This is a genomic window from uncultured Marinobacter sp., from assembly GCF_947488835.1.
GTDB lineage: Bacteria > Pseudomonadota > Gammaproteobacteria > Pseudomonadales > Oleiphilaceae > Marinobacter.
Genome location: NZ_CANLBK010000008.1, coordinates 32,561 through 45,768 on the forward strand (window position 1 = coordinate 32,561; position 13,208 = coordinate 45,768).

Below are 13,208 nucleotides of genomic sequence, written 5' to 3' on the forward strand. Positions count from 1 at the left end.
TCTTGACGTTTAGCCTGCAATCAGGCTATCCAGAGCTCTGTTCAAACGGTTTGCCAACGACGGATCGGCCCCTTCGTTAGACGCCTTGAGGCACCACCCTGCTACAAGGCCTTCGATGCTCTGCAAAGCATTGTCCGTTTTGTCCGTGGAGCCCATACCTTCAGCCAGCCGTTGAACCTGTATTGCCATGCGTTTTGGTTGTTCAGCGTCAGGAGAGGGTATACCGGCAAGAATCTCTGCGCGAATGACGATTTCCTGGTCGTCCAATTCGCCCACATTTCCAGCAAGGGCTGCCCACTTATCTGGCAAAATACCCGGAGCTAGATCGCCCTCGGCGCGCGCGAGCACAAGTGCCTGCCATTCGGCGATGCCCGCTTTGAGTTTCTGTGCTGCAACCGCTTGGCTCAATCGCTGCTTTTCTTGCTGAACTTGCTCCCTTACTGCTGCTGATGTCTGAGCAACGTCAATGCCTCGTATGTCAGTAATGGCTTTTGTTAGCGACTGCTCATCTTGATCGGAACCGACACTCGCAACCTGTTGCAGCAAGGTTTCTGCTGCTGAATCGGCTTCTTTTGCCGCGTGCTCTTGTTCCGTACGCTGAGCTTCCCGGCGAGCAAAGATTTCATCGCAGGCCTTACGGAATGCCTGCCACAATTTGCGATCTTCACGGTGACGGGTAATACCAACCGCCTTCCAGTCTGATTGCAGAGCTTTTGCCTTATTCATGGCTTCCTGCAGGGGTTCGTGAGCTGTCAAAGCCTGCGCCTGCTCAACAATTGCGAGCTTCAGAGCTTCATTCTTTTGACGCTCTTGCTCAATGGGCGCTTCAAGCTTTTTCAGTAAATCATCGAACTGTTTCTGCACCTGCCGGTTATCCCGGAATTCCACAGGCCAGGCAGATTTCCATTCCTGGCGGGCTGTTTGAAGAATATGTTCGACAGCTTTCCAGTCGATGCTGCTCCAGTCTGCGCCGTTAACAAAAAGCTCCAGCTCGGCGCAGATCGTTTTGCGCTTATCCAGGTTGGCCTGCTTCAGGCCCGACTTGGCTTTGAAGTAGGCTTTGCAGGGCTCATAGGCTTTGTCGGAGGCCTGTTTGAAGCGAGACCACAAAATTCGGTCTGATGAGCCACCCAGTTCCCGCCATTCCTTTTGCAGGTCTTTTATGCGCTCGGATTTAGCTTCTGGTTCCATGGACTGTTCGGCGAGATATTCCATTTGCTCACAAAGCGCAATTTGTTTGGGTTCAGTGGCAAACCCTTGCCAGTCGGTTAGTTCCCTGAGCTGGCCGGTAAGCAGTTGTATACGGGCTTGAAAACCCTTGCTGTTGCGATGGTCGAGGGATTTCAAATGTTGCTGGGCGGTTTTCAGGAGTTCACGGGAGCTCTTGAGTCGTTTGTCTTCCAGGGCTTCTTCCAGTTGATCCAGCGTGGCTTTCAGGTTTTCTGACGACGCCTGTTGCTGCTTGTGGTTCTCGGTGGCTTTTGCAGGTGCTTTGGGCTTGCCAGCTAGTTTAATTGCAGGTTCCAGTGTGTCTGGAGCCGGAAAACCTTCCGGCCAATTAATCTCAACCAACAGATCTGAGGCACGCTTCTGGTCTTCAGGGGTTGCGTCCTGAATCATGATCTCCGCGATGGCGAGCAGTGATTCTTTTGCCTGGGTGATTTGGCGGATGGCGTTGGTGTAATTGCGAAGCGCCATCATCGAAGTTTCATAGGACTTCTGTTGTTGCTTATCAACGTGAGTCTCGCGGGTCGCTTCCAGCCAACGGTTCTCCTGCGTCTTCTGAAGTGCGTCCAGTGAGGCAAGTGACGCGAGAGTGTCTGTGGGTTGCTGCCGGAGATCGTTCAGGGTTTGCGAAATCAGTTCCAGGGTTTCCTCTCGCTGAAGCCGCTGTTCAATTTCCAGCTTTTCAGCATCCTGCACTGCTTTCACCTCGGCGAGCCGCTCTCTGCAACGATGCACTGATTTAAGGAACGCACTCAGTTGGTCTGGCGTCGCGCTGGCTTCTACTTTAGCCCATTGGTTGAGAAGTGTGTCCAGACGGGCCTCAAACAGGCTGGTGTCGTCACTTTTCGCCTGGTCGTGTGCATTACGGATCAGTGTAGTGATAGTGTCTGAAACGGCATCTTTAATGGCCTGCTCTTCCCGGATAGACTGCAGCTTTTGCCGCACTAGCTGGTACACGCCCTTGTCGCGACTTTTAGCCTGTTTTTGTACCCGCTGCAGGAGATCGCCATCCTGCACCAGGTCGGCGGCTCGAAGCCGGATGTCTGCTGTTGAGCCCTCAATGGCAAGGTTTGCCGCAATTTCCTGGCTTGGGGTGCCCTGCAACATTCGAAGCTGCTCTTCCCTTAACTCGGCGCGTTTGTCCTCAACTGGCTCTGCCGGAGGTTGGGGGCGATCTGGCGCTTTGCGACCTGATGGGGCGGGTTTGCGGGATTTAAACAGTTTCTGGAGGAATGCAGCCATGACGTTATCCTTAGGGATTGAAACCAGTCTGCGGTGTCGGTCAAAGTAAGCCGGCACCGGCCATCGGCACTCGGATATTCAGGCTCAGAGTGCCGGACACGTTTGTCGCAGGTTCAGGTAGTGACGGTCAAAACCTGCGTCGACATTATAAAATCGGGGCTAGTCTAGCGTTTTGTGAACGTTTGCGGGAAGGGCTGAATGGTAAAACAGGAAAATAGCGACGAACAGGAATACAAAGTGCGCTCGGTCGCGCTGAGATTGCTTGCTCGTCGAGAGCACAGCCGACAGGAGTTGGCCCTGAAATTACGCCAGCGGAAGCTTGATAGCTCAATCATTTCACTGGTTTTGGACGACTATGAGAGCGAAGGCTGGTTGGATGACAACCGGTTTGCGGATGTCTATTCCCGGCAACGAATTGATCTGGGTTATGGCCCGTTGAAAGTACTCGCTGAATTGCAGCAACGTGGTATCCATCAGGCGCCAGCCTGCGTTGACGAACTTGGTGATGCCGACTGGATTCGAAATGCACTTTTGCTGAGGGAAAAGCGCTTCGGGTTGTCGGATCTTAGTGATGATTGGGACGAAAAGCTGCGGCAGGCCCGATTTTTAACTCGCAGAGGGTTTACCGCTAGTCAGGTAGAGCGGGTTCTGGACGTCAGCGATGAATCTGATCTCGACTTCTAGACATTATAGTGTTGGCGGTATCATTCCAAGCTCGGGGGGCAGCCCGGCTCTCATGTCAGCGCCATCTCCCGTAAGCTCTGCCGAGGAATGTGCATCTGTGCTCTGCTCCAGGCCGACAAACGGTGAGGCTGAAGCCGTTACATTATCCGTTGGCTCCATCATTCGGGCGAGTACGTCGTAGTATCGGCGAATATTCTGGACGTAGAGGACTGGTTCGTGGCCACGGGCGTACCCGTAGCGGGTCTGTTTGTACCACTCTTTTTGCGCGAGTAGTGGCAAAAACTCTTTTACGTCCATCCAGCGGTCCGGGTTCTTTCCGGCACTTTCTGTGAGCCTTCGGGCATCCTCCAGGTGTCCGTAGCCTACGTTATAAGAGGCCAGAGCAAACCAGGTGCGATCAGGCTCTGCAATGCGCTCGGGAATTCTCCGATGCACCATGCGGAAATACTTGGCGCCGCCCTGAATGCTCTCTTCCGCATCCAGTCGATTGTTGATACCAATGTAGTTTGCTGTGTTGCGCGTCAGCATCATCAGCCCGCGAACCCCAGTTGGGGACACCGCATTCGGGCGCCAGTGCGACTCTTGATATCCAATAGCCGCGAGCAGGCGCCAGTCCATATTGAATATGGCAGCGTTATCCCGGAAAAGAGACTCATATGTTGGTAGTCGGTTTTCCACATGATGCATGAAGGTACGGGCGCCAACATAGTTCAGGTGGTCCAGGTGCCCGTAAAAGCGCTCTGAAAGCTGAGCGATGGTGCCATTGATCTGCATTTTTTCAATAAATGCCGTGGCTGCACCCACCAACGAGTCGTCCTGGCTTGCCGGGAGCAACCATGCCAGTTCGCTGGCGTCACCAAGCGCAAACGCCTGCTTAACCTGAGGGAAAAAGACGTGGTTCAGTTCTAGTTCGTTGGACGAAACGACAGCGTAGGAGAGCTCGCCGGTTTCAACGCGTGCGAGAATGCCAGCAGCATCCAGCCCTGGATGGACTTGCCAGGAAACACCTGAAGCTGCGTCTGTGTGAGCTTGAAGCTGATACTCGTGGTTGCTGTCGGGAACCAGATGAAGCATTTGCCCCGTCAGGTCTGCAAGGGTTTTGGGCCGCTCAACATCGCGATTATAAACAACGACCGACTGCGCCATAATGCCGGTGGGAAGTGTTTTGTACTGGTTTTCAAAAAGTGGTTGCGCAGACAAACCCGCCAGCCCGATGTGCGCAAAATCACGGGAAAGTACGGAAAGAACTTCGGTGTTGTCTTCCGCAATCCGGAGGCGGAGTTCGACTCCCAGTCCGTCCGCGAAGAGTTTGGCCAGTTCGTAATCATAGCCTGTGGGGCCTTCGCGCCCCTCATAATAGATAGAAGGCGCGACCCGGGTAATAACGTGCAGAACACCCTCGTTGCGAATTTCCTGCAGGGTGCTCGGCTGGCTACACCCTGCGAGGGCAAGCAAGGCCAGTGTACAGGCGAGGAGCGATGTGTAAGCCGTTGCTGCATTGTATACAGTCAAAATTCTTGGCAAGTCCCTGTTCTCCGTTACCGCTGGATCAACAGGATGCGCGCAAACTGGCTGGCTGCATCCGGTGTCGTGGTGCGTGTGGACTCCATGTCCACAACCCAATGATCCCTGTTGCAGTGAAAGGGGTCAATCAAGTTGATCAATTGCTGCGCAAAATAATGTCAAATGTAGGCTGGCGGAATAAGCTTTCCAGCGCTGTATCCCGGCTGAGCTTTCGAGTATGATATGCGCCTTCTCAGAATGCACCCGGACTTCCCCGTTTCGCGCGATACAGGTTGATATCATGCTTGAACTTCGCGGCGCTCCCGCGCTTTCACCATTTCGTTCCCATAAGCTGTTTGCCAGAATCAAGGCCATCGTGCCTGAGGTTGAGCATGTTTATGCTGAGTTTATGCACTTTGTGGATCTGGAGGGCGCGTTTTCCGATTCCGAGCAGGCCATCCTGGATCGGCTGCTGACCTATGGTCCCAGCGTTCCGGTTGAAGAGCCAGATGGCGTGCTTTTCCTCGTTGTGCCGCGCCCGGGAACTTTGTCTCCCTGGTCCAGCAAGGCAACGGATATCGCCCGTAATTGCGGTTTGCGTCAGATTCAGCGCATTGAACGCGGTACGGCCTTCTACATTAAATCAAGCAAAAAGCTAGGTCTCGACCAGCGCGAGAATGTTGCCGCGCTGCTCCACGACCGCATGACCCAGAAGGTTTTTCATGAAATGGGCGGCGCCCAGTTGCTGTTCAATCGTGATGAGCCGCGTCCTCTGGAGCGAATCTCTGTGTTGGCCGGCGGTCGAGCCGCGCTGGTAGAGGCAAACAGACGCCTTGGACTGGCTCTGGCGGATGATGAAATCGATTACCTCGTGAAGTCGTTTGTAGGTCTCGAGCGGGATCCTACCGATGTAGAGCTGATGATGTTTGCCCAGGCAAACTCCGAGCACTGCCGCCATAAAATATTTAATGCCTCTTGGGATATCGATGGTGAAGGCCAGGAGAAATCCCTGTTTGCCATGATCCGTAACACCTATGAAATGAACAGCGAAGGTGTACTGTCTGCCTATAAGGATAATGCGTCGGTTATTCAGGGTAGTCGTGGCGGCCGTTTTTTCCCGGATCCGGTAACCGGCGTATACAGTTATAACCAGGAAGACATCCACATTCTTATGAAGGTGGAGACCCATAACCACCCGACGGCAATAGCACCTGCAGCGGGTGCAGCAACCGGCTCCGGTGGTGAAATCCGTGATGAGGGGGCAACCGGTCGTGGCTCCAAGCCCAAAGCTGGGCTGACGGGCTTCACCGTATCCAACCTCAACCTGCCTGAAGACCCACAGCCTTGGGAAATCAATTACGGCAAGCCTGAGCGGATCGCTACTGCTTTGGACATTATGATTGAAGGCCCCATTGGCGGCGCCGCGTTCAATAACGAGTTTGGCCGTCCCAATATTGCCGGTTATTTCCGCACATTTGAAGAAAAGGTTGCTGGCCCCGCAGGCGATGAAGTTCGTGGCTATCACAAGCCCATCATGATCGCCGGTGGCCTTGGTAACATCCGCGCAGAGCATGTTGAAAAAGGCGAGATACCTGTAGGCGCCAAACTCATCGTGTTGGGTGGCCCTTCCATGCTTATCGGTCTTGGAGGCAGCGCTGCTTCCTCTATGGACTCGGGTTCCAGCAACGAGAACCTCGATTTTGCGTCCGTGCAGCGTGACAACCCGGAAATGGAGCGTCGCTGTCAGGAAGTTATCGACCGCTGCTGGCAGATGGGTGAACAGAACCCGATGTGCTTCATTCATGACGTTGGTGCGGGCGGTCTGTCCAACGCGATGCCCGAATTGGTGAAGGACGGCGGTCGTGGCGGAAAGTTTGAGTTGCGGGATATTCCCAGCGATGAGCCCGGCATGTCACCACTGGAAATTTGGTGTAACGAATCTCAGGAGCGTTACGTCATGGCAGTGGCACCCGAAAATCTGGAGCTTTTCGATGCGTTGTGTCGTCGTGAACGCTGCCCATATGCCGTTATTGGTGAGGCAACTGAAGCCCATCATCTTGAGTTGAGCGATTCCTATTTCAACGACAAGCCTGTTGATCTTCCGATGGATGTGCTTTTTGGCAAGCCGCCTCGCATGCACCGGAGTATTAACAGGACGTCGTTCAGTAAACCGCTGTTTGACTCTACCCGTATTGATCTGAACGAGGCCATTCGCAGAGTTCTGAGACTGCCCTCGGTAGGTTCCAAGAATTTCCTGATCACCATAGGTGACCGTACGATTACCGGGCTTGTTGCACGAGATCAGATGGTTGGTCCATGGCAGGTGCCGGTCAGCGATGTTGCTGTTACGGCAAGCTCCTTTGATGTCCTGGCTGGTGAAGCCATGGCCATGGGCGAGCGTACGCCGATCGCAACCATTGATGCGCCTGCATCAGGCCGGATGGCAGTCGGGGAAGCCATTACTAACCTGGCAGCAGCTGCAATTGGCAAGCTATCTGACATTCGCTTATCGGCTAACTGGATGTCTGCCGCTGGCCATCCGGGTGAGGATGAAAATCTCTACGAAACAGTGCGCGCCGTTGGTATGGAGTTGTGTCCGGAGCTCGGGATTACCATTCCTGTGGGCAAGGACTCCATGTCCATGAAGACGGTTTGGGAAGAGGATAACGGCGAACAGAAGAGCGTTACTGCGCCTCTTTCTTTGATTGTCAGTGGGTTTGCACCAGTTACTGACGTTTCACGCACCCTTACGCCCCAGTTGATAACGGATGCCGGAGAAACGGATCTGATTCTTGTTGATCTGGGCGCAGGGCAGAATCGGTTGGGTGGATCGGCCTTGGCTCAAGCTTACCGCCAAGTTGGTGCTGTGGCCCCTGATCTCGATGACGCCGAAGACATCAAAGCATTTTTCGCTGTTATCCAGGGGTTGAACGCCGACGATAAGCTACTGGCTTATCACGACCGCTCGGATGGCGGTCTGTTTGTGACGCTTGCTGAGATGAGCTTTGCCGGCCGCACCGGTGTCGATATCAAGCTGGATGGATTAGCTGACGACGCAAGCCAGATTGTCCGCGAGTTATTCAATGAAGAACTGGGTGCAGTTATTCAGGTGCGCAGGGGTGATACGGATTTCGTTCTACAGCAGTTTTCTGCGGCTGGTTTGGGCGACCACATCAGTGTTATTGGCACATTGAATGATCACGATCGCCTGCGACTGTCCTTTGAAGGTGACATGGTTGCAGATGATTCACGAGTGGACCTACAGCGCCTGTGGTCGGAGACCAGTTATCGCATCCAGTCCTTGAGGGACAATGCAGATTGTGCGCAGGAAGAGTTTGATAATCTACTGGATGTTGCAGACCCCGGACTTCATGCCGAGCTCACCTACGATGTGAACGAGGATGTTGCGGCGCCTTATATCAACAAGGGAATTCGTCCGAAAGTTGCTGTCTTGCGTGAGCAGGGTGTTAACGGGCAGGTAGAGATGGCAGCTGCGTTTGACCGGGCCGGGTTCGAGTCTGTCGACGTACACATGAGCGATCTGCTATCCGGACGAGTGAATCTCGAGACGTTTAACAGTCTCGTGGCTTGTGGCGGATTCTCATACGGGGATGTGCTGGGTGCCGGTGAAGGTTGGGCGAAGTCCATTCTGTTCAACGACCGTGTTCGTGACCAGTTTGCTGCTTTCTTCAACCGCCAGGACACTCTCGCGCTGGGTGTTTGTAATGGTTGCCAGATGCTGTCCAATCTGCACGAATTGATTCCGGGCAGTGAAGGCTGGCCACGTTTCGTTCGTAACCAGTCGGAGCAGTTCGAGGCACGGTTGGCGATGGTTGAAGTAATGCCGTCACCTTCCGCATTCCTGGAGGAAATGGCGGGTTCCCGTATGCCCATAGCGGTCGCCCATGGTGAAGGGCGAGTAGAATTTTCAGGTAGTGCGTCTGCTGCAGAGCTCGCAGAAAGTGAGCGAGTAGCGTTGCGCTTCGTGGATAACCGGGGTCAGGCGACAATGCGTTATCCTTATAATCCAAATGGCTCGCAAGATGGCATAGCGGGGGCAACTACTCGGGATGGTCGTATTACCATTATGATGCCTCACCCTGAACGTGTGTTCCGCGCTGTCCAACACTCATGGCGCCCCGCGGATTGGCAGGAGGACGGTTCCTGGATTCGCATGTTCCGTAATGCCAGACGCTGGTTTAGCTGATGAACTGATCGGTTGCAAAGCAGGAAAAACCGACTTCGGTGGGCCTTGAGATGAGGGCTTTCGGGGGTCGGTTTTTTTGTGTCTGATTTTTGAACTTTTTGAATTTATCAAGCAAATAAAGCGGATATTTTGGAAAAATACCCCTTGACTCAGTATGTTTATGCACATTGTGAGCGTTGCCTTGTGCATTCTGTAAACAATGTAGTGCACGGGCGTTCAGTGTTTGTACAAAAACTATAACTCATTGAAAGTTAAAGGTTAAATGAATCAGGTGAATTTGTCGCCAATTTAACGAGAGTGCAGTAAATACGGGGTGTATAGCGGTGTTCCCCAAAACTTTCCCCAGAGTTATCCACAGAATCTGTGGGTAAGTGTCTAAGCCATTAATCTGTACAAAAAATATCCTGCTTAGAGGAGGTTCTATGTATAAAATATGTTATTTCGTGCCCGGAACGCATTTGGAAAAAACCAAACAAGCACTCTTCGATATTGGTGCGGGGCGCATAGGTGATTACGATTCCTGTGCATGGCAATGTAGTGGGCAGGGACAGTTTCGTCCCCTCGAGGGTAGCAACCCTTTTTTGGGGGAGCGTGGGGGGCTGGAGGTTGTGGAAGAGTTCAAGGTTGAGCTTGTTTGTTCTGATGAGCTTGTCCGTAAAGCCGTTGCGGCGCTCAAGCAGGCTCATCCATATGAGGAGCCCGCTTACGAGATATATCGTTTGGAAACATTATAGATCGTCTTTGCTTCGGGTCGCGGCGATAGGGCGTCGGATATCACGAATGTGTACACCGAAGGAGTCGTTTTTCATATCATCCAGAAACAGCTCCAGGGTTTTGCGCACAGTAGGGAAAGAAATATCGCCCCATGGGATTTCGTCCAGTGCAAACAGGCGGGTTTCAAGGGACTCCTCACCTGCACCAAATTTCCCGTTTTTGAGCGTCGCCCTATAAAACATGTGCACCTGATTAATGTGCGGGACATCGATAATCGAATAGAGGCCTTCAATATTCACTTCGGCCAAGGCCTCTTCCAGAGTCTCGCGTTCGGCTGCTTCAACCGTAGTTTCAGCGTTTTCCATATATCCGGCAGGAAGGGTCCAGTACCCGTAACGAGGTTCAATCGCGCGACGGCAAAGAAGGATCTTCCCTTCCCATACCGGAACAGTGCCCGCAATGATGCGTGGGTTCTGATAGTGTATTGTGCTGCAGTTAACGCACACATAGCGGTGACGGTTGTCGCCTTCGGGGATGCGCTGTTTAACCGGATGGCCGCATGTACTGCAGTACTTCATATTTTTCCCCGTATACTTGAATTCAGTGAATGTTGAGTTTAATGATCGACTCTACTGTAGTTTCATTCAACACCAGATTTGTCCAGGAGTTCCGGTTTGCGTGATTTACTCGTACAGCGTTTGACGGACTATGCGCCTCGGAAGCTCGACCTGAACTATACCGAAGCGGGCATCCTTGTGCCGGTTACTGACGATACTGGCAATCCGGAAATGATATTTACGCTGCGCTCGACGAATTTGAGCACTCACCGCGGACAGGTTGCTTACCCGGGCGGGAAGCGAGATCCCGGGGATTTGTCGTTGGCCGCGACAGCGCTGCGGGAGACCCATGAAGAAATTGGCCTGCCGCCAGATCAGGTGGAAATCATCTCACCGCTGAGCCAGGTAATGTCACTTCACGGGATACTTGTCTCTCCTTACGTTGGTGTTGTGCCCGTGGAGTACCCGTTGGAGCCAAACCCCGGTGAAATTGATAGCGTCTTTCGTGTACCCCTTTCTTTCTTCCTCGAGGATAAGCGCGAGCGCACAGATGCGATACCGTTTCAGAATCAGACCATTCATGTGCCTTGCTATCGGTGGGAGCGATATCAAATATGGGGGTTGTCTGCGGTGGTTCTGGTCGATTTTTTGAATGCTGTGTACGATGCAGAAATCGATTTGCTCAAACCTCGAACTTAATAAGGAAAACAGAATGCTCTATGAGTTGGATGGCTGTGCCCCGAAGCTAAAAGGCAGTGATCAGTTTGTCGCAGAGAACGCTACGGTGATTGGTAATGTGGAGTTGCACGAAAAAAGCAGTGTCTGGTTCAACGTAGTGATTCGTGGAGATAACGAGCTGATTACGATTGGGTCAGAGACAAACGTTCAAGACGGATCTGTTCTCCACACAGATCCTGGTATCCCGCTGACGCTAGGGCGGGGCGTTACCGTTGGTCATAAAACCATGCTGCACGGGTGTGAGGTTGGGGACTATTCACTGATCGGTATCAATGCGGTTGTTTTGAATGGCGCCAAGATCGGAAAGTATTGCCTTATCGGTGCGAACACCCTCATCCCTGAGGGAATGGTTATTCCTGATGGCTCATTGGTGGTGGGTTCGCCGGGAAAAATTAAGCGGGAGCTCACCGAGCAGCAAAAGAAGATGCTCGAGCTCAGTGCTGCGCATTACGTACACAACGCAAGGCGTTATGTTAAGAGCCTGAAACCTGTAAAAGTTTGAGAAGAGTCTGCTATGGCTGTTGAGGATAAAGTTCGCTCACCTTGCGTGAGCATATGTGCTCTTGATGAGCGGGATGTCTGCATAGGGTGTCAGCGTACTGGCGATGAAATCCTGCGCTGGACCTCAATGACCAATTGCGAACGTAAGGCCGTACTTGTAAAAGTCGCTGAGCGAGAGCGGGAAGTAGCTCTTTAACTGAATGTGAAAAGATGCCTGAGCACTCAGGTACGTTCTGGAGGATATGGTTTGGGTGACGCTGGGAATATAACGCTGGGCACGCCCCTTAATGCAAATGCTTTTAAAGTGTTGTTATGTGGCTCAGGGGAGCTTGGCAAAGAGGTGGCGATAGAATTGCAAAGGTTTGGGGTAGAGGTGATTGCTGCAGATCGTTACCCGAACGCGCCCGCCATGCAGGTAGCTCATCGTAGCCACGTAATAGATATGTTGGATGCGCATGCGCTAAGAAGCATCGTCGAGCTTGAGAATCCCGATTTGATTGTTCCCGAAATTGAAGCCATTGCAACAGCTGAGCTGGTCAAGCTTGAGCAGGAAGGTTATAGGGTAATACCTTCCGCAAGGGCAGCCCACCTGACGATGAACAGAGAAGGGATTCGGCGTCTGGCTGCAGAAGAGCTGGGTGTTAAAACGTCGCCATACCAATTTGTTGACACGAAGGAGGCATTCCTCGAAGCGGTTAAGGCGATAGGAATGCCCCTCGTTGTTAAGCCGGTAATGAGTTCCTCTGGTAAAGGGCAAAGTACGGTTAGCGATGAAAGTGAGATTGACTCTGCTTGGGAGTATGCGCAAACAGGTGGTCGTGCGGGAAAGGGTAGGGTAATTGTTGAAGGTTTTGTGACATTTGACTATGAAATAACCTTGCTGACCGTCAGACACTCCGGCGGCGTTAGCTTCTGCGAGCCTATAGGGCATCGCCAGGAAGATGGTGATTACCGTGAATCCTGGCAGCCGCAGCCTATGACCGCCAAAGCATTAGAGCGTTCGCGTGAGGTTGCTTTGAAAATCACCGAGAATCTCGGTGGTTATGGAGTGTACGGAGTGGAGTTGTTCATACACGGGGACGATGTGTATTTCTCAGAAGTGTCTCCTCGGCCCCATGATACCGGTCTTGTTACGCTGATATCTCAGGATTTGTCGGAGTTTGCTTTGCATGCGAGAGCCATACTCGGGTTGCCGGTCCCAGTCATTCGGCAACAGGGGCCTTCGGCATCAGCGGTCATTTTGCCAGAAGGGAATTCCTCATCTGTGGCATTTAGTGGATTGAACATAGCGCTTGCAGAGCCGGATGTGCAGCTAAGGCTTTTTGGTAAGCCTGCACTTGTAGGGCGTCGGCGAATGGGTGTTGCTCTAGCAAAAGCGTCCACCATAGAGGATGCAAAATCCAAAGCCATCGCCGCAGCTAAGGCCGTCGAAGTTCGTTTGTAGGCAGGATGATAAAGCCCCGGCCGGCTATTAGAGTGTTAAGAGTGGGCGTTGTGATCGGCACGGCAGGGGAAAAATCAGAAATAGTTGTATTGCACCGTTGACACCCGCGCAAAGCTCTGTAGAATGCGCATCTCTTTCGAGGGGAGCACAGCTGAGACGCTTTCTGACAAAAGAGTAACTGCTTGAATGAATTAGAAATTTTTGAATTTTTTCTTCAAGTTAGTGGTTGACAAGGTGAGCAAAGACTGTAGAATGTCTCATCTTGATTAAGAAGTGACGGTTTGATTCGAAAAGATATGTTTTTACTTCTCTCGAATTAAACGGTTGACAAGGCGGCGAGACGATGTAGAATACGCCACCTTGATTGAGCAACGGCTCAAACGCTCTTTAA

10 protein-coding genes are annotated in these 13,208 nt (G+C 52.5%); 7 read left to right on the forward strand and 3 right to left on the reverse strand.

The genetic code is table 11. The features are described from left to right. Positions 1-9: 9 nt before the first annotated feature. The gene (locus tag Q0824_RS17230) at positions 10-2,469 is read right to left on the reverse strand and encodes a DUF349 domain-containing protein (protein ID WP_298453726.1); all 2,460 of its coding nucleotides are present in this window, start codon (positions 2,467-2,469) and stop codon (positions 10-12) included. Positions 2,470-2,667: 198 nt separating this feature from the next. On the opposite strand from Q0824_RS17230, the gene Q0824_RS17235 reads away from it, so the two are divergent. Next, positions 2,668-3,153: a regulatory protein RecX gene (locus Q0824_RS17235; RefSeq protein ID WP_298453729.1), complete on the forward strand. Its 486-nt coding sequence runs from the start codon at positions 2,668-2,670 to the stop codon at positions 3,151-3,153. Positions 3,154-3,156: 3 nt separating this feature from the next. Here Q0824_RS17235 and mltF read toward each other — a convergent pair whose 3' ends face one another. Then, positions 3,157-4,677, reverse strand: a complete 1,521-nt coding sequence (gene mltF, locus Q0824_RS17240) for a membrane-bound lytic murein transglycosylase MltF (RefSeq protein ID WP_298453732.1) — start codon at positions 4,675-4,677, stop codon at positions 3,157-3,159. A gap of 280 nt (positions 4,678-4,957) precedes the next feature. On the opposite strand from mltF, the gene purL reads away from it, so the two are divergent. Both purL and Q0824_RS17250 read left to right on the forward strand, forming a co-directional pair. Continuing rightward, entirely contained in the window at positions 4,958-8,863 is a 3,906-nt protein-coding gene (gene purL, locus Q0824_RS17245) for a phosphoribosylformylglycinamidine synthase (protein ID WP_298453735.1), read from the forward strand. 422 nt (positions 8,864-9,285) lie between these two features. Then, positions 9,286-9,597: a YqfO family protein gene (locus Q0824_RS17250; RefSeq protein ID WP_298453738.1), complete on the forward strand. Its 312-nt coding sequence runs from the start codon at positions 9,286-9,288 to the stop codon at positions 9,595-9,597. On the opposite strand, the gene Q0824_RS17255 is transcribed toward Q0824_RS17250, so the two are convergent. Further along, positions 9,592-10,155, reverse strand: coding sequence for an NUDIX hydrolase (locus Q0824_RS17255; RefSeq protein ID WP_298453741.1), 564 nt, complete (start codon positions 10,153-10,155; stop codon positions 9,592-9,594). The genes Q0824_RS17250 and Q0824_RS17255 overlap by 6 nt on opposite strands. Before the next feature lie 96 nt (positions 10,156-10,251). On the opposite strand from Q0824_RS17255, the gene Q0824_RS17260 reads away from it, so the two are divergent. Genes Q0824_RS17260 through purT form a run of 4 tightly spaced genes read left to right on the forward strand, consistent with a single transcriptional unit; the run spans position 10,252 to position 12,817 of the window. After that, positions 10,252-10,833: a CoA pyrophosphatase gene (locus Q0824_RS17260; RefSeq protein ID WP_298453744.1), complete on the forward strand. Its 582-nt coding sequence runs from the start codon at positions 10,252-10,254 to the stop codon at positions 10,831-10,833. Between the two features lie 13 nt (positions 10,834-10,846). Continuing rightward, positions 10,847-11,374 carry a gamma carbonic anhydrase family protein gene (locus tag Q0824_RS17265; RefSeq protein WP_298453747.1) on the forward strand — a complete coding sequence of 176 codons (528 nt, stop codon included), beginning with the start codon at positions 10,847-10,849 and terminating at the stop codon, positions 11,372-11,374. 12 nt (positions 11,375-11,386) lie between these two features. After that, positions 11,387-11,569, forward strand: coding sequence for a DUF1289 domain-containing protein (locus Q0824_RS17270; protein ID WP_298453750.1), 183 nt, complete (start codon positions 11,387-11,389; stop codon positions 11,567-11,569). Between the two features lie 51 nt (positions 11,570-11,620). Continuing rightward, a complete protein-coding gene (purT, locus tag Q0824_RS17275; protein ID WP_298453752.1) occupies positions 11,621-12,817 on the forward strand; it encodes a formate-dependent phosphoribosylglycinamide formyltransferase in 1,197 nt (398 codons plus the stop codon). Positions 12,818-13,208 lie beyond the last annotated feature (391 nt).